The 15,054-nt window shown below is 61.1% G+C and carries 18 protein-coding genes; 10 read left to right on the forward strand and 8 right to left on the reverse strand.

Annotation, left to right across the window (positions count from 1 at the left end; translation table 11 throughout):
- Positions 1-5 precede the first annotated feature (5 nt).
- Positions 6-1,139: an ornithine/lysine decarboxylase gene (gene odc2, locus ACQY1P_RS19205; RefSeq protein ID WP_062461910.1), complete on the reverse strand. Its 1,134-nt coding sequence runs from the start codon at positions 1,137-1,139 to the stop codon at positions 6-8.
- A gap of 553 nt (positions 1,140-1,692) precedes the next feature.
- Between odc2 and ACQY1P_RS19210 the strand changes: the two genes are divergently transcribed.
- From ACQY1P_RS19210 to ACQY1P_RS19230, 5 genes are all read left to right on the forward strand, one after another.
- On the forward strand, positions 1,693-1,917 hold the full coding sequence (locus tag ACQY1P_RS19210; RefSeq protein ID WP_062461120.1) for a hypothetical protein: 225 nt from the start codon (positions 1,693-1,695) through the stop codon (positions 1,915-1,917).
- Entirely contained in the window at positions 1,914-2,114 is a 201-nt protein-coding gene (locus ACQY1P_RS19215; RefSeq protein WP_430242341.1) for a type II toxin-antitoxin system PemK/MazF family toxin, read from the forward strand. Before ACQY1P_RS19210 ends, ACQY1P_RS19215 begins: the two co-directional genes overlap by 4 nt.
- 152 nt (positions 2,115-2,266) lie before the next feature.
- On the forward strand, positions 2,267-3,160 hold the full coding sequence (locus tag ACQY1P_RS19220) for a LysR family transcriptional regulator (protein ID WP_062461123.1): 894 nt from the start codon (positions 2,267-2,269) through the stop codon (positions 3,158-3,160).
- Between the two features lie 145 nt (positions 3,161-3,305).
- A complete protein-coding gene (locus tag ACQY1P_RS19225; protein ID WP_209901939.1) occupies positions 3,306-3,962 on the forward strand; it encodes a DUF1007 family protein in 657 nt (218 codons plus the stop codon).
- Positions 3,956-5,041, forward strand: a complete 1,086-nt coding sequence (locus tag ACQY1P_RS19230) for a nickel/cobalt transporter (protein ID WP_430254941.1) — start codon at positions 3,956-3,958, stop codon at positions 5,039-5,041. The genes ACQY1P_RS19225 and ACQY1P_RS19230 overlap by 7 nt, the downstream gene beginning before the upstream one ends.
- Before the next feature lie 4 nt (positions 5,042-5,045).
- Here the strand turns inward: ACQY1P_RS19230 and ACQY1P_RS19235 are convergent, their stop codons facing one another.
- A complete protein-coding gene (locus tag ACQY1P_RS19235; RefSeq protein WP_430254943.1) occupies positions 5,046-5,954 on the reverse strand; it encodes a LysR family transcriptional regulator in 909 nt (302 codons plus the stop codon).
- A 93-nt stretch (positions 5,955-6,047) separates the two neighbouring features.
- Between ACQY1P_RS19235 and ACQY1P_RS19240 the strand changes: the two genes are divergently transcribed.
- Positions 6,048-6,923: an aldo/keto reductase family oxidoreductase gene (locus ACQY1P_RS19240; protein WP_430254945.1), complete on the forward strand. Its 876-nt coding sequence runs from the start codon at positions 6,048-6,050 to the stop codon at positions 6,921-6,923.
- A gap of 88 nt (positions 6,924-7,011) precedes the next feature.
- Here the strand turns inward: ACQY1P_RS19240 and ACQY1P_RS19245 are convergent, their stop codons facing one another.
- From ACQY1P_RS19245 to ACQY1P_RS19265, 5 genes are all read right to left on the reverse strand, one after another.
- Entirely contained in the window at positions 7,012-7,212 is a 201-nt protein-coding gene (locus tag ACQY1P_RS19245; RefSeq protein WP_062582124.1) for a hypothetical protein, read from the reverse strand.
- On the reverse strand, positions 7,209-7,904 hold the full coding sequence (locus ACQY1P_RS19250; RefSeq protein WP_430254947.1) for a GNAT family N-acetyltransferase: 696 nt from the start codon (positions 7,902-7,904) through the stop codon (positions 7,209-7,211). Before ACQY1P_RS19250 ends, ACQY1P_RS19245 begins: the two co-directional genes overlap by 4 nt.
- A 112-nt stretch (positions 7,905-8,016) precedes the next feature.
- The gene (locus ACQY1P_RS19255) at positions 8,017-8,400 is read right to left on the reverse strand and encodes an ester cyclase (RefSeq protein WP_430254948.1); all 384 of its coding nucleotides are present in this window, start codon (positions 8,398-8,400) and stop codon (positions 8,017-8,019) included.
- 11 nt (positions 8,401-8,411) lie between these two features.
- Complete coding sequence (locus ACQY1P_RS19260) at positions 8,412-9,125, reverse strand: tellurite resistance TerB family protein (RefSeq protein WP_062461148.1); 714 nt, start codon at positions 9,123-9,125, stop codon at positions 8,412-8,414.
- A 99-nt stretch (positions 9,126-9,224) separates the two neighbouring features.
- Positions 9,225-9,887: a 2-dehydro-3-deoxy-phosphogluconate aldolase gene (locus ACQY1P_RS19265; protein WP_430254949.1), complete on the reverse strand. Its 663-nt coding sequence runs from the start codon at positions 9,885-9,887 to the stop codon at positions 9,225-9,227.
- A 217-nt stretch (positions 9,888-10,104) separates the two neighbouring features.
- Here ACQY1P_RS19265 and ACQY1P_RS19270 point away from each other — a divergent pair, with 217 nt between their 5' ends.
- The 4 genes from ACQY1P_RS19270 to ACQY1P_RS19285 are packed head-to-tail and all read left to right on the forward strand — an operon-like array spanning position 10,105 to position 12,832.
- A complete protein-coding gene (locus ACQY1P_RS19270) occupies positions 10,105-10,602 on the forward strand; it encodes a CYTH domain-containing protein (protein ID WP_062461154.1) in 498 nt (165 codons plus the stop codon).
- Positions 10,577-11,485, forward strand: a complete 909-nt coding sequence (locus ACQY1P_RS19275) for a CHAD domain-containing protein (RefSeq protein WP_062461157.1) — start codon at positions 10,577-10,579, stop codon at positions 11,483-11,485. Before ACQY1P_RS19270 ends, ACQY1P_RS19275 begins: the two co-directional genes overlap by 26 nt.
- A gap of 55 nt (positions 11,486-11,540) precedes the next feature.
- The gene (locus ACQY1P_RS19280) at positions 11,541-12,485 is read left to right on the forward strand and encodes a rhodanese-related sulfurtransferase (protein ID WP_430254952.1); all 945 of its coding nucleotides are present in this window, start codon (positions 11,541-11,543) and stop codon (positions 12,483-12,485) included.
- A 26-nt stretch (positions 12,486-12,511) separates the two neighbouring features.
- On the forward strand, positions 12,512-12,832 hold the full coding sequence (locus ACQY1P_RS19285; RefSeq protein WP_430256738.1) for a low molecular weight protein tyrosine phosphatase family protein: 321 nt from the start codon (positions 12,512-12,514) through the stop codon (positions 12,830-12,832).
- Between the two features lie 12 nt (positions 12,833-12,844).
- Here ACQY1P_RS19285 and ACQY1P_RS19290 read toward each other — a convergent pair whose 3' ends face one another.
- Entirely contained in the window at positions 12,845-15,034 is a 2,190-nt protein-coding gene (locus tag ACQY1P_RS19290; RefSeq protein WP_430254954.1) for a bifunctional diguanylate cyclase/phosphodiesterase, read from the reverse strand.
- Positions 15,035-15,054 lie beyond the last annotated feature (20 nt).

Raw genomic sequence — 15,054 nt, forward strand, 5'->3', positions numbered from 1 at the left:
ACGCCTTAGATGACGTAAGCCTTGAGCGGGTCGAAGCCGTTGAACGCGACCGCCGAATAGGTGGTCGTGTAGGCGCCGGTGCCCTCGATCAGAACTTCGTCGCCGATCGAAAGCGAGATCGGCAGCGGGTACATGTTCTTCTCGTACATCACGTCGGCCGAATCGCAGGTCGGGCCGGCCAGAACGCAAGGCTCCATCGCGTCGCCGTCGCGCTCGGTGCGGATCGGGTAACGGATAGCCTCGTCCATGGTTTCGGCGAGACCGCCGAACTTGCCGATGTCGAGGAAGACCCAACGGTGGTTGTCGTTGTCGGACTTCTTCGAGACGAGAACGACTTCAGCCTTGATGACGCCTGCATTGCCGACCATGCCGCGACCCGGCTCGATGATCGTCTTCGGCAGGTTATTGCCGAAATGCTTACGCAGCGAAGCAAAGATAGCCTGGCCGTATTCTTCAGCCTTCGGCACGTCGCGCAGGTACTTGGTCGGGAAACCGCCGCCCATGTTGACCATCTGCAGAACGATACCCTGCTTTGCGAGCTGGCTGAACACGCGCTTGGCATCGGCCAGAGCCGCATCCCAGGCATCGACCTTCGTCATCTGCGAACCGACATGAAACGAGACGCCGTAGCTTTCGAGACCAAGCTGGTGTGCGTAGACGAGAACGTCGACGGCCATCTGCGGCACGCAGCCGAACTTGCGCGACAGCGGCCATTCGGCGCCTTCGCCATCGGTCAGCACGCGGCAGAACACCTTTGCACCGGGAGCTGCACGGGAAATCTTTTCGACTTCCTCATGGCTGTCGACGGCGTAGAGGCCAACGCCGAGCGCGAAAGCACGCGCAATGTCGCGTTCCTTCTTGATCGTGTTGCCGAACGAGATGCGCGATGCGTTTGCACCGGCATCGAGTGCCATCTGGATTTCGGCGACGGAGGCGCAGTCGAAGTTGGAACCCATCGAAGCGAGAAGCTTGAGGATTGCCGGCTCGGGATTGGCCTTCACGGCGTAGTAGATCGCGCTGTCCGGCAGGGCATGACGGAAGGCGTTGAAATTGTCGCGCACGACATCGAGATCGACCACGAGGTAGGGACCATCGGGACGCTGGGTCTTGATGAAGTCGAGGATGCGGGCAGTGGTCATGGTCAATCCCTTCCAAATCTCAAAGGCTCCGGCTTGCGAACCGGAGGACAAAGGACGGATGAACATGCGCCAGGATCCAGTCGGTGGAGACACCGGTTCCCTGACACGCTCAAACGCGCGGTAAGTGGATCAACGTTCTGCCAAGAACGAAAATCCGGCTTTGTCTGCCATGGATTGGAGGGAGGTCCCTACCGCACTTCCGGCAATGATGGTGTGCCTCTTCAGTAACCCCGGCTGTTGGAAAGCCGGGAGAGAACAAAAAGGCCCGCACCGTCGTTGCTTTAGATGTCCTCGCATTTCCCGGATGGCCGGAATAGCGACTGGAGGGGTTAGTTCCAGGTACCTTACCGATGACCTCACCAAATAGAGGGTCGGCGGACACCCACGGGCACGTGCGACTTTGGGCTGCACGGGAGATAAGAATATTCGCGGTCATAATCAAGCGGTATTTTGGGCCGGGGGGAAAATAATCAAAAGGCAGCCCGCGGTAGAATTTCCACGAGGGCACGCGCACGATTCGACTGGTGAAACAGGCCAGCGTTGGAGATACTGGATGCCGACGGTTGAGAAGCAGACCACACATGGATCACCGTCCTCAACGGTGATCTCACCTGAAATTCGGGAGCAGCTTCTGGAGCTGAAAAGCCCCGAGGCCCAGGCTCGGCTGGCAGCCGTGATCGCAAGCCTTGGTCCGGAAGAGGAACGTGAGATCCTCGAATGGATGGAGAGGGTTGCGGATTGGAATGAGGACGAGCCAGGCGGGACGCGGCAAGAATGAAACGAGGCGACATCGTCACCGTTTCCATCTCCGGCGACTACGGGAAGCCGCGCCCGGCCATCGTGATCCAGACGAACGATTTGTCCGATACCTGTCCTTCGGTCGTCGTCTGCCCGATGACATCGACACGTCTTGATCTCGACTTCGGCATCCTTGTCGAACCCGATCCGGAAAATGGCCTGCGGCATCCGTCATAGGTCATGACGGACAAGTTCATCGGCGTGCTTGAAATTGGCAGCAGATCGGCGCCGTCAGCCAGAAAGACATGCGTCGGCTCAGCACAGCGCTTGTATTTCTGCTTTCCCTGGCGGAGACAGAAGACTTCTGAGATCGGGAGCACCCTTCGCCCATGGACACACTCACCCGCATGCGCGCCTTTATCGACGTGGTCGAGGCCGAGGGCTTTTCGGCCGCCGCACGCCGCACCGGCCGTTCCAAGGCGCTGCTGTCGAAATATGTCCGCGAACTGGAAGACGATCTCGGCGCGCTTCTTCTCAACCGGACCACCCGCCAGTTCTCGATGACGGAGGCGGGCCATACCTATTATCGCACGGCTGCCGATATCCTGAAGGAGATCGACAATCTTGCCGACCTCGTGCGCGAGAACAATGCCGATCTCAAGGGCCGCCTGCGGATCTCCGTGCCGCGCACCTTCATCGATGCGGATGTCGGCCAGTCGTTCATCGATTTCGCCAAGGCGCATCCGGACGTCCAGTTGGAAATCGTCGCCGATGACCGGTTTGTCGACCTGATCGAGGAAAATTTCGATCTGGCGATCCGAATCACCCGCCTGGAGGATTCCGGCCTGATCGCCAAGAAGCTTGCCGATTTCCGGGTCCATGCGGTCGCAACGCCCGATGTCGTGGCGCAATACGGGCCCCTTACGCATCCGCAGCAGCTGAACAAGGTACCGTTCATTATCGACACCAATTCGCGCTGGCACAACAATATCCGCTTCGTCGATCCTGATGGCTCGATGATTTCAGTCGCGGTCTCGGGCCCGATCGAGGTCAACAGTCCGCAGGCAACCTTGCGCGCGGCCCGCGCCGGTCTCGGCGTCGCGATCATCCCCGACTTCGTCGCCATGGCCTCGATCCAGTCGGGCGAACTCGTCAATCTGTTCGACGAATACATCACCCGTGAACGCGGCATCTATGCGGTCTATCCGCATCGCCGTTACCTCCCGGCCAAGGTGAGAAGCTTCGTGGATTTCCTCGCCAACTGGTTCCGCCAACCGCGCTGACCTGTAATTCTATAACGTCGAAGTCGAAATTCCGTCCCATTTCGGGGCCAGACCACAGCTTGCGGACGGACGAACGACACCCCTTTTGATTTGGCGCAGGTCCGGACGCAATGCCGCTGCGCAACTATGCTGGACCTGCTCGGATATGCGAAACAGACTTGCGACAATTCTGACGGCAGCGGCCCTGGCTGCACCCCTGGCCGTTCCCGCGCCGGCTCTTGCCCATCCGCATATCTTCGCCGAGGCGCGGCTGGAAATTGTCGCAGGCGCCGATGGCACCGTGCAGGAACTGCGCAATGTCTGGCGCTTCGATGAAGTGTTCTCCTCGAGCGTCATCCTCGATTTCGACAAGAACGGCGATCTCAAGCTCGATCCGCATGAACTCGCCGAACTCGGCGAAACCATCCGCACCTCGCTTGCCGACTACCACTACTTCTCCACCGTGACGCTGGATGGCGCACAGATCGGCATAAAGAAGCCGGACGTCTTTCACACCACGATGCAGGACAAGCAGTTGATGCTGATCTTTGCGGTGAAGCCTGAAAAGCCCGTGCCGCTCAAGGGCAAGCTCACATTCGGCATCTACGATCCCACCATGTACACGGCAATCGACTTCCCCACCGACAAGGATCTGGTGCTGAAGGGTGCCGCTTTCGAGAAGTGCCAGCACAAGGTCGTACGGCCCGATCCAGACGACGTGATTTCGCAAAACAGCGCGTCTCTGACAGATGCTTTCTTCAACGATCCGACGGGGACCGACATGACCAAGCTCTTTGCCACCCGCATGGAAGTGACATGCTGAGGAAAGCGTCGACCAGCCTGCTGTTTGCCGCTCTCGCGGCGGCGCTGGTCGCCACCGCCGCGCACGCCCAGTCGCCGCTCGGCGTCGGTGCAGCGGAACCCTCTTTCTCGGTGGGCGGGCCGCTTGCCCCCTTCTTCCAGTGGATCAACGCCTACCAGCAGGGCTTCTACCGCTCTCTGACCGGCGCGCTGCGGGCGATGCGCGAGGATCCGTCTGCACTTGTCGGCCTGATCGGCCTGTCTTTTGCCTATGGCGTCTTCCACGCCGCCGGCCCCGGCCACGGCAAGGCGGTGATTTCCTCCTACATGATCGCCAACGAAGTCGAACTGCGCCGCGGCGTCACGATCTCCTTCATCTCCGCGCTTTTGCAGGGCCTGGTCGCGATCCTCGTGGTCGGCGCTGCCTTCGTCCTGCTCCGCGGCACCGGCATCACCATGACCCAGGCCACCTGGACCATGGAGGTTGCAAGCTTTGCCATGGTCTCCCTGTTCGGCGCCTGGCTGCTGGTCAAGAAGATCCGGGCACTCCGCATGCGGGTCGTGCGCGCTCCAGACCGCGGCCGCACGGCGGCAGCGGCGACTTCAGCCGGCGGATCGACCGCCATGCTGTTCGACGGCTCTTCCAACGGACGACGCGCGACCGGTCTCAATTTCCAGGCGGTCGAGATCGACGACCACGCATTTCAGGGAGACAGCGACACCTGCGAGGCCTGCGGCATCAGCCACATGCCTGACCCGTCGACGCTCGGCGCCCGCAACTTCAACCTCAAGGAAGCTTGGTCGGCGATCATTGCTGTCGGACTTCGCCCCTGCTCCGGCGCCATCCTCGTCATGAGCTTCTCGCTTCTGAATGGCCTCTATCTCGGCGGCGTGCTGTCTGTCCTCGCCATGTCGATCGGCACGGCGATCACGGTGACGATCCTCGCAACCCTTGCCGTCGGCGCCAAGGATATCGCGCTCAGGTTCGCAGGCCCCGGCTCGCGCAGCGGACGACGCATCGGCCATGCGATCGAGATCGGCGGCGCCCTGTTCATCCTGCTGATCGGCCTTTCCCTGCTAGGCGCCTCGCTGCAGGGCTGAACGCTCAACGCGGCTGCGGCATCGCCTTGATGAAATCGATGAACGTGCGCAAGGGCGCCGGCACCAGCCGTCGCCCCGGATAGTAGAGAAACGGCCCTGAAAATGAGGGCCACCACGGCTCGAGCACCGGTTCCAGCGCACCACTGTCAAAATGCGGCTTCAGCCAGTCCTCGAACAGCGCGACGATACCGGTGCCGGCGATTGCCGCGTCCACACCGAGATCGGACCCGCCACCCGCCTGCACGATCAGCTGCGCCGGTGGATCCACCACCACCTCTTCGCCATCGCGTTCGAACTCCCAGGGCGTGACCGGACGGTCCCTGAACCGGCTCCGGATGCAGGAATGCGCCAAAAGATCCCGCGGATGGCCCGGTCGGCCCCGCGCGGCAAGATAGGCGGGAGACGCCGCCAATGCGAAACGCTGTACGCGCGGACCGATCGGCACGGCGATCATGTCCTGCTCCAGCCGTTCGTCATAGCGAATGCCGGCATCGCAGCCGGCAGCGATGATATCGACGAAGCTCTCGTCGGTCATGATGTCGAGACGGATATCCGGATAGGCCGCCAGAAACGCCGGCACGATCTGCGGCAGGACGATCCGCGCCGCACTGGCCGGCACATTCAGCGTCAACAGCCCGGCCGGCCGGCCCCGAAACCCGGCAGCCATGTCGAGCGCCGCTTCCATTTCCGAAAGCGCCGGCCCCAGCCGGTCGAGCAGTGCCCTGCCCGCCTCCGTCGGCGTCACGCTGCGGGTCGTGCGGTTGAGAAGCCGGACCCCGATCTTCTCTTCCAGGCGCCTGACCGCATCGCTCAATCCGGAAGCGCTTCCGCCGGTCAGCCGGGCCGCATCGCGAAACCCTTTAGACCTCGCCACCGCGACGAATGCCCCGAGATCACCAGCGTCGTATTTCATTGTCCGCCCTGCCGTACAGCCCGTCCGAATTGTAACCAATTATCGCGCGGCCTGGATAGCCCTATCTCTGCCTCACCGATAGGGAGTAAAACCATGACCAATCTTGAAAAAGCCGGCACCTATAAACTCGGCGACCGACACGTAAAACGTCTCGGCTACGGCGCCATGCAGCTTGCCGGCAAGGGCGTGTTCGGCCCGCCGAAGGACCGCGCGGAAGCCGTTGCGGTGCTGCGCGAGGCCATCGAAGCCGGCGTCGACCATATCGACACCAGCGACTTCTACGGTCCGCATATTACCAACGAGATCATCCGCGAAGCGCTGCATCCCTATAGCGACGATCTCGTTATCGTCACCAAGGTCGGCGCCATCAGAGGCGACGACGCATCGTGGAACCCGGCCTTTTCGAAAAAAGCACTCACGAAGGCCGTCCACGATAACCTCAGGAACCTCGGTCTCGATGCGATGGAGGTGGTCAATCTGCGTTCCATGCTGGATGTCCACGGTCCGGCCGAAGGCTCGCTGGAAGAACCGCTGACGATCCTTGCCGAACTCCAGCGCGAGGGCCTCATCAAGCATATCGGCCTGTCGAACGTGACGCGAAAGCAGGTTGAGGATGGCCGCAAGATCACCGAGATCGTCTGCGTCCAGAACCAGTACAATCTCGCGCACCGCGACGACGATGACCTCATCGATCATCTGGCGGCAGAAGGCACGGCCTACGTCCCCTTCTTCCCGCTCGGCGGCTTCTCGCCCCTGCAATCCTCGACGCTGTCGGATGTCGCAGCAAGGCTCGACGCAACGCCGATGCAGGTGGCACTGGCCTGGCTGCTGAAGCGCTCGCCGAACATCCTGCTGATCCCGGGCACCTCGTCGCGCGGGCACCTGCGCGAAAACCTCGCCGTCGCCGACATCGAACTGTCGGAAGATGTGATGGCGGAGCTGGAAGCGATCGGCGCCAAAGCGGCTTAAGGGCGAGCGGCTAGCTTTCCACACTCATCCCTGTGACAGGCACAGGGATGAGAACGTCTTCACGCTTGCGCCCGACCATACCCTGCAATTACTTCCGCCGCTGATACCTTGCTCGCAGCCAGAAGATCAGGAAGAAGCCGAGAACCAGCAGCGCGCCGACGAAAAACGCCAGCAGCGGCGAGTAATTGCCGATCCACAACACGATGGTCGGCATGAGATAGATGACCACCGCCGCGCCGAAGAGAATGGCGGCAGCCGCGATCGCCTGTGATTTCGCTTCTGGCGTCATGTGGTTTTCCCGCCGGCAAATTCGGCCCTGAGATCTTCCAGCCGCTTTTTCTGCCGGCCGTCTTCATCGAAATTATCGGGCGAGAGCCAGGCCTCGAACCCGGCCTTGATCACCGGCCACTCGCTGTCGATCATTGAGAACCAGGCCGTATCGCGGTTGGCACCGCGCGAAATGATGTGCTGGCGAAACACGCCTTCGAAGGTAAAGCCGTAACGCAGCGCCGTCACCTTGGAGGGCTCGTTCTCGTTGTGGCATTTCCATTCGTAGCGACGATAATCGAGCGTATCGAACACGTGGCGTGCCATCAGGTAATGCAGCTCCGTCGACATCGGCGACCGCTTCATCGCAACGCCATGTGCCACAGAACCCACCTCGATCACGCCGTTCTTCGGGTCCGGCCGCATATAACTCGCCATGCCGACAACGGCGCCTGAGGCGTTTTCGCGCACGACCAGCGTCACGAAGCCGAGGTTCGCATTCACATTGTCCAGCCACGCGCCGAACTCTTCGGCGGTCGAATAATGATCGTTCGGAAAATAGCGGATCAGCTCGTTGATCCCCTCGGCACCGCCCAGCGCCTCCCAGAGATCAGCCAGATGCTTTTCACGGTCATAGGGCTCGAGCGTCACGAACCGTCCGGTCAGGGTGACGGGGCTGGGAGCGGCAACTTTGTAATTGGAAAGATCGCGCATTCGGGCAGGTCCAGCAAGATGGCAGCGGCTGCGTCGCAACCGCTGCAGATGAGGCATCAAGGCTTAGGCCAGCACCTGTCGAAAGGCAACCGGCGGAAGCGATCGATGGAGCTTACAGCTGCGCCTCGATGGCGGCCTTGTCGACAATCGACCAGACCTGCACGATCTTGCCGTCGCGGAACCCGTAAAAGACGTTTTCACTAAACGACACCCGGCGCCCGTTGACCGGAAGCCCCAGAAACTCGGCCCGAGGCGAACACTCGAACAGCAACCGGCTGACCACATGCGGCGGATCGACGACCAGCAGATCAATGCTGAAGCGAAGGTCGGGAATATCGCTGAAATTTCCGACGAGCATGTCGCGGTAGCCGGACAGCCCGAGCGGCCGGTCATTATGGATGACACCGTCATCCACAAAGTCCCCGAGCCGCTCCCAGTCCTGCCGGTTCAGGCAATGGATGTAATCGCGGTAGATGTAACCGAGATCGTTACCCATGTTCTCGCCCTTTAAGCGGGCACTTTTGCCGCGGTGACCGTCGCATCGATATGCTCGAGCAGAGCATCGGGCAGACCCAGGCGTCCCGCGAGAAGATCGAGGTAACCGCGCTCGGCCCGTGTATCGGGATCGATGGTCATGCGGGTCGCGGTGTAAAGCTCCACCTTCTGCTCCTCGGTGCGGGCAGCGGCGACCAGATCGTCGATATCGACGGGGTTGGCAAGCTCGTCGCGGATGAAGGCTTCCGCCTCGTCGCCGAGATCGACCTCATGCACCTTGTTCATGATATTGGCCCGCTCGGCCGCATCGATATGACCGTCTGCCTTAGCGGCGGCGATCATGGCGCGCACCAGGGTCAGGGCGAAATCGTTGGTCAGCTCAGGCGACTGCAGCGAAAACGGGCTGTCCGGCGGCGGCAGCGCGATAGGCTCTGCAGCAGACGGCGTCGGCTGAATCGCGGCCTGCGGCGACTGGCCGGACTTGTAATTCTTGTAGGCGAGATAACCGAGACCCGCGACGGCTGCGATGCCACCCACGGTCACCACATTGCCGGCAATCTTGCGGCCGGTCTTGGTGCCGAGAAGTGCTGCGGCAATGCCGGCAGACTTCAGCGGATTGTTCTTCGCCATATCGCCGAACTGCCCAGCCCGGCCCTTCACGCTTCCCGAAAGACCGGGAACCTGCGAGCCCAGGAACTGGTCAAGAAGCTTCTTTGCGTCGAACATCCGTATCTCCTACTGTTGAATTCGAACACGGAGATAGGAACGGCAGCCCAGGAAAACAATTTTCCCGCGCCGCCGATAACGAAAATGTCAGAAACGGATTTAAGCCCTGAGCGCGAATGCCTCGGAAGCGAGCTTGGTGATGGCGGCCCAGTCGCCGGCTGCGACGAGTTCCTTCGGGGCTACCCAGGAGCCGCCGACGCAGATGACGTTGGGGAGCGACAGGTAGTCGTTGGCATTCTTCAGCGAAATGCCGCCAGTTGGGCAAAACAGCGTGCCTGCGAGTGGCGACGACAGGGCCTTCAGATAGGCGGCGCCACCGGCCTGTTCGGCAGGAAAGAACTTCATCACGTTGTAACCGGCTTCCCGGAGCGTCATCACTTCGCTGGCAGTCGCTGCACCCGGCAAAAGCGGAACCGGCGAATCCTTGGCGGCCGCGAGAACACCCGGAGAAACGCCCGGCGACACGATAAAGGTGGAGCCCGCCTTCACGGCGGCTTCCCAGTCTTTCGCGTTGAGGATCGTGCCGGCACCGACATTGGCGCCTTCGACTTCGGCTGCAACCGCCTTCACGGCGTCGAGCGCTGCCGGCGTGCGCATGGTGATCTCGATTGCCCGAAGCCCGCCGGCGACCAGCGCCCGCGCAAGCCCGACAGCAGACTTCGCATCGTCAACGATCAGCACCGGAACGACGGGCTGCAATTTCAGGATGGTCAGCAGCTTTTCAGTCTTGCTTGGGTTCTGGCCCGGATTCTGTTCAGCCATGAAGAACACTCCCTAAAACGATTGAAATCCCTTGCCCGGAAATAACGGTCGATCACGTCATTGTCGAGGACAAATCCCCCGATCGACGCAACCTATCGCCCCTTGCGTGCTTCTCTTGAGGACCCGGCCGAAGCACCGCTTTACCATGCTCTTGCCGATACTCTTGCCCTTGTGCATCTTTGCGCTACGGTACATCTCAACAACCAAGACGGGACCTATGGGACAGGAAATCGAGCGCAAGTATCTGGTCAAGAACGATGCCTGGCGGCACGAGATCGCATCCTCCTCGCGGTTCCTTCAGGCCTATATCGCCGTGGCCGACGATCGCTCGGTTCGCGTCCGTATCATGGATGACGAGAAGGCCAAGCTGACCATCAAGATCGGCTCGGAGATGTTCTCGCGCTCGGAGTTCGAATACGAAATCCCGCTGGCCGATGCCAAGGACATGGCTGAGGGCGCGACCGGCATCGTGCTCGACAAGACCCGCTTCAATGTCGAGCATCAGGGCTATACCTGGGAAGTCGATGTCTACGCAGGCGTCTACAAGGGGCTCGTCGTCGCGGAAGTGGAACTTGAAAACGAAACCGATCAGCCGCCGATACCGGACTGGATCGGCGACGACGTCACCGGCGATCGCCGCTATTCCAATGCCGTCATGGCCAACCAGGATCTGAGCAGGGAGCTTCTCGATGGCCTACCACCTGCGACCCGATAAGCCGTTTACCGTCGAGTTTGTCGCGGTTGCCGAGCAGCAGCTGTCGAAGGCGGTCCGCTATCTCGCCGACAAGCCCGATGGGGCTCACACGGCGATCCACGATGCGCGCAAGCGTTTCAAGCGCGTGCGGGCGCTGTACCGCCTGATCCAGCCGGACGCCAAAGAGTTCAGAAGCCGCGAAAACAAGCGTATCGGCGACATGGCCCGCAGCCTCTCTGCCGTGCGCGATGCAACGGCACTTGTCGAAACGGTCGATTATCTCGCCGGTCAATCTACTCTGCCGGAAGAACAGGCAGCCCTTGCATTCGCCCGCGACGCGCTTTCCAAACGCCGCGACGAGATTGCCGAGAGCCAGGAAGACCTGCCCGCCCGCATGGCGACGGCGGTGATCATCTGTCACGAGGCAATCGACGCGCTGCACGGCCTGTCGCTGGACGACAAGCCGGAAAAGACCGCCCACCGGCTTGCCAAGGTCTGGAAGAAACAGCGCCTGCAGGCGCTGGCGGCGATCAAGGAATGCGAAGGCAACGCCCATGCCGAGGCATTCCACGAATTGCGCAAGAGCGGCCAGACCTACTGGATGCATCTTGCCCTCCTGCGCGACATCTGGCCGTCGGCGATGCGCGCCAAACAGGCCGAGGCGAAATCACTGGTCGATCTTTTAGGTCACGAGCACGATCTTTCCGTTCTCTCGGGCCTCGTCAACGAAAGCCCCGACCTTTTCGGCGACAGCGACACGCTGGCGCGGCTACTCGCCGCCATCATCGCCCGCCAGCAGGCGCTCCGGAAGGAAGCACTGCCGATCGCCCAATCGGTGTTTTCCGATAGTGCCGCCACCGAAAGCAGGATGATCGCGCTCCTCTGGAAACACGCGGCGTCGTGAAGACGACAGCGCCCAATCCATTGCGCAACAGCGCATCTGGTTGTATGGGACCGGCATGACCGAAAGCCACCTTCTCCCCCGCCCCGAAGCCACGGGCGCATTTCTCGTTGCCGCGCTCTATCACTTTGCGCGGTTCGAACGTTTTGCGGATTTCCAGACGCCGCTGCAGGCGTTCTGCGACGCGCGCGGCATCAAAGGCACGCTGCTGATCGCGCGCGAAGGCATCAACGGTACGGTGGCGGGTTCCGATACTGACATCGCCGAGCTTCTGACGTTTCTGCGCGCCCAGCCGGAATTTTCTGGCCTGGAGCACAAGGAAAGCCGCGCCTCGAAAATGCCCTTCGTGCGCATGAAGGTAAAGCTCAAGAAGGAAATCGTCACGATGGGGGTCGAGGATATCGATCCCAACAGAATCGTCGGCACCTACGTCGAGGCCAAGGACTGGAACGCGCTGATCTCGGATCCCGAGACCATCGTCATCGATACGCGCAACGATTACGAGACGGCGATCGGCATCTTCAAGGGCGCAGTCGATCCCAACACCAAGACGTTTCGCGAATTCCCGGACTGGGTGAAAAACAATACCGGCCTGCACAACAAGCCGAAGATCGCCATGTACTGCACCGGTGGTATCCGCTGCGAAAAGGCGACAGCCTTCATGAAGCAGCAGGGTTTCGAGGACGTCTACCACCTGAAGGGCGGCATCCTGAAATATCTCGAGCAGGTGCCGGAAGAAGAAAGCCTCTGGGAAGGCGCCTGTTTCGTGTTCGACGAGCGCGTCTCCGTTGAGCATGGCCTGAAGGAAGGCAACCACAAGCTCTGCCACGCCTGCCGCAACCCGATCACCGCTGAAGAGATCACCTCACCCAAGTATGAGGAAGGCGTTTCCTGTTCCCATTGCTACGACAGCCGCACCGAGGAAGACCGGTTGCGCTACCGTCAGCGGCAGTTGCAGATCGCCCTCGCCAAACAGCGCGGCGTCAAGCATATCGGCAGCTAAAGCGTCCGCGAGAAGGATGGACTAACCTGAAAAACATCCTTTTTGTCTGCAGCCAGAACAAGCTGCGGAGCCCGACGGCGGAGCAGGTTTTCGCTGAGTGGCCCGGCTTCGAGGTGTCGTCCGCCGGCACCAACAATGATGCCGAAAACCCTCTCTCAGCCGAATTGATCGAATGGGCCGACATCCTGTTCGTCATGGAACGGACCCACCGGGCAAAGATCCAGCAGAAATATCGCTCGCAGCTCAAAAGCAAGCGGCTGATCTGTCTCGATATCCCCGACGACTACGGGTTCATGGATGCGGGCCTGGTTGCGATCCTGAAGACAAAGGTGCCGCGGCATCTCTAGCCTGAGACGTTTTCAGGCAATCCGCTTTCCGTCCCGTCCCCGGTCGGTGCGGTAGATGACGTCGATCTCATGGGCTTCCATCGGCCGACCGAAGAAATAGCCCTGCAATTCATCACAGCCCGTCATCCGCAACTTCAACGCCTGGTCCTCGCTCTCGACGCCTTCCGCCGTCACCGGCATGCCAAGCGAACGGGCAAGCGCCACGGTCGCCTGCAACGTCTGAACCGCGTGGTCACCCTCGGACATCGCATGCACCAGCGAGCGATCGATCTTCATCCGGTCGAAACCGAACTGCCGCAGATATCCGACGCTCGAAAAACCAGCGCCGAAATCGTCGAGAGCGATCTCGACACCGAGCTTTTTCAGCCTGGCAATCGCTGCGCGAGCGCGGTCTGGGTTCTGAATGAAATACCCCTCGGTCATTTCCAGCGTGATGCGCGACGGATCGGTTCCGGTCTTGCGGAACATCGAGGCCACATGCTGCGAAAATTCGGGATCACGGAACTGGCCGGGCGAGATATTGACGGCAAGCTTGATGCCGGGCCAGTCGGCGATGCGCTCGCAGGCCCGGTGCATGACGAACAGACCCAGCTGGTCGATCAGTCCGCTTGATTCCGCAATCGGAATGAACACATCCGGCGGCACCGGTCCGTAACCCTTGCGGGTCCAGCGGGCGAGCGCCTCGACGCCGATCAGCCGCCAGTTCGTTGCATCCACCACGGGCTGGTAGACGATGTTGATTTCGCGCCGCTCGATGGCGATCCGCAGGTCCACTTCCAGCCGGTTGCGCTCCTCGCGCTCGGCATCCATTTCCGGCCGGTAATTCTCATAGCGACCGCGGCCGGTTTCCTTGGCACGGTACATCGCCATGTCGGCCCGACGGACAAGCTCCTCTCCCGGCACGTTGCCGCGCGGCGAGATGGCGACACCGATACTGGTTCCGATCACAGCCACGCGCTCGCCGATGACGAAGGGCTCGCCGAAGAAGCCGAGAATGCGGTCGCAGAGAACAGGTGCCACCGGAGATGCCCCCATCACCGGCAGAGCGATGGCGAATTCGTCGCCGCCGACGCGCGCCAGGATCGCCTCGCTGCCAACAAGCGTCTTCAACCCGGCCGCCACGCCGCGGATCAGCTTGTCGCCGGTCCCGTGACCATAGGCATCGTTGACTTCCTTGAAGCCATCGAGATCCAGATAGAGAAGCAAAACATGCGCGCCCTGCGCCCGGCTTTCGAGAACAAGGGCGTCGAGAGCGGTAAAGAAACCTGACCGGTTCAAAAGCCCGCTCAACCGGTCGCACATCGCGAGCCGTCTCGCATCGGCTTCGTCGCGCTTGAGCTGATTTAGGGTGATGCTGCCACTGACCACGAGCAGCAGGAAAAACAGCCCGACCATGGCAAGCGCGCCGTAGACCAGAGGCTGCACCTGGGAGAAGCCGAGGTCGCCCGGACGCCGCGGCTGCCACGAAAGCTTGACCAAAAGCTTGCCGTGCAGGTTGCGAAGTTCGACGCTGTTGCTGGTCTGATCTGTCTTGTCGATGAACCGCAAACCCTCGACAACATAGGTCCTTGCAAGTTCCGCCACCTTTTTTTCGTCCAGCTGGCGGGCAAAGACGAGAAACCGTCTCTCCGAGAGCGGCTTGTCGAGCGCGCCGGATTTTTCGCGCACCAGGGCGACGCCGACAGCCGCAACGCCGTCGCGTGTCTGAACAAAGCCCGTGGCTTCCGGCAGACCGTCGCGACCCGTGGACAGGACCCGATCGAACAAGGTCCAGAGCGACGTATCGAAATACTCGCGCGGGTTCCATTCTGCCGGACGTCCCTCCTGATAGGACATCAGCACGTTGCGCTCGGTGTCCATCACGATCGCGATATCGAACAGGCCGCTGTTGGACGTCATATCGCCGTAATTGCTGACAACCCAATCCTGGCCGTCCTGGGCATAGACGAACTCGGCAGCATCATCCCATGCCGAATAATCGTTGAGGGTGGCCTGAAGCTGGGTTCGGAAGGTCTGCAGCGCGCCTTCGGTGGTCTGCATCGAGCGGCTGTCGTCATACCGGTTGGCATAATCTGCAATGCGGCCGACGGCCGTCAGAATGAAGACGGTCACGAGCGTGACGACGACTGCGAACAGGACAAGTTGCATCGCCACGACAGACCGACGGCCGGCCGGAACGGAACGCCGGAAATGTGACGGCATGAACAACAATAGCCCGCCCC

The sequence above is a fragment of the Neorhizobium sp. DAR64872/K0K18 genome (genome assembly GCF_050500175.1).
GTDB classification, from domain to species: Bacteria; Pseudomonadota; Alphaproteobacteria; order Rhizobiales; family Rhizobiaceae; genus Neorhizobium; species Neorhizobium soli.

What these genes read in the sequence shown, in the direction of transcription:
- ACQY1P_RS19270 (WP_062461154.1), top strand. Translation starts at nt 10,105, where the DNA reads ATGGGACAGGAAATCGAGCGCAAGTATCTGGTCAAGAACGATGCCTGG.
- ACQY1P_RS19225 (WP_209901939.1), top strand. Translation starts at nt 3,306, where the DNA reads ATGCGAAACAGACTTGCGACAATTCTGACGGCAGCGGCCCTGGCTGCA.
- ACQY1P_RS19290 (WP_430254954.1), bottom strand. Translation starts at nt 15,034, where the DNA reads ATGCCGTCACATTTCCGGCGTTCCGTTCCGGCCGGCCGTCGGTCTGTC.
- ACQY1P_RS19210 (WP_062461120.1), top strand. Translation starts at nt 1,693, where the DNA reads ATGCCGACGGTTGAGAAGCAGACCACACATGGATCACCGTCCTCAACG.
- ACQY1P_RS19280 (WP_430254952.1), top strand. Translation starts at nt 11,541, where the DNA reads ATGACCGAAAGCCACCTTCTCCCCCGCCCCGAAGCCACGGGCGCATTT.
- ACQY1P_RS19255 (WP_430254948.1), bottom strand. Translation starts at nt 8,400, where the DNA reads ATGGGTAACGATCTCGGTTACATCTACCGCGATTACATCCATTGCCTG.
- ACQY1P_RS19250 (WP_430254947.1), bottom strand. Translation starts at nt 7,904, where the DNA reads ATGCGCGATCTTTCCAATTACAAAGTTGCCGCTCCCAGCCCCGTCACC.
- ACQY1P_RS19240 (WP_430254945.1), top strand. Translation starts at nt 6,048, where the DNA reads ATGACCAATCTTGAAAAAGCCGGCACCTATAAACTCGGCGACCGACAC.
- ACQY1P_RS19260 (WP_062461148.1), bottom strand. Translation starts at nt 9,125, where the DNA reads ATGTTCGACGCAAAGAAGCTTCTTGACCAGTTCCTGGGCTCGCAGGTT.
- odc2 (WP_062461910.1), bottom strand. Translation starts at nt 1,139, where the DNA reads ATGACCACTGCCCGCATCCTCGACTTCATCAAGACCCAGCGTCCCGAT.
- ACQY1P_RS19245 (WP_062582124.1), bottom strand. Translation starts at nt 7,212, where the DNA reads ATGACGCCAGAAGCGAAATCACAGGCGATCGCGGCTGCCGCCATTCTC.
- ACQY1P_RS19275 (WP_062461157.1), top strand. Translation starts at nt 10,577, where the DNA reads ATGGCCTACCACCTGCGACCCGATAAGCCGTTTACCGTCGAGTTTGTC.
- ACQY1P_RS19235 (WP_430254943.1), bottom strand. Translation starts at nt 5,954, where the DNA reads ATGAAATACGACGCTGGTGATCTCGGGGCATTCGTCGCGGTGGCGAGG.
- ACQY1P_RS19220 (WP_062461123.1), top strand. Translation starts at nt 2,267, where the DNA reads ATGGACACACTCACCCGCATGCGCGCCTTTATCGACGTGGTCGAGGCC.
- ACQY1P_RS19265 (WP_430254949.1), bottom strand. Translation starts at nt 9,887, where the DNA reads ATGGCTGAACAGAATCCGGGCCAGAACCCAAGCAAGACTGAAAAGCTG.
- ACQY1P_RS19215 (WP_430242341.1), top strand. Translation starts at nt 1,914, where the DNA reads ATGAAACGAGGCGACATCGTCACCGTTTCCATCTCCGGCGACTACGGG.
- ACQY1P_RS19230 (WP_430254941.1), top strand. Translation starts at nt 3,956, where the DNA reads ATGCTGAGGAAAGCGTCGACCAGCCTGCTGTTTGCCGCTCTCGCGGCG.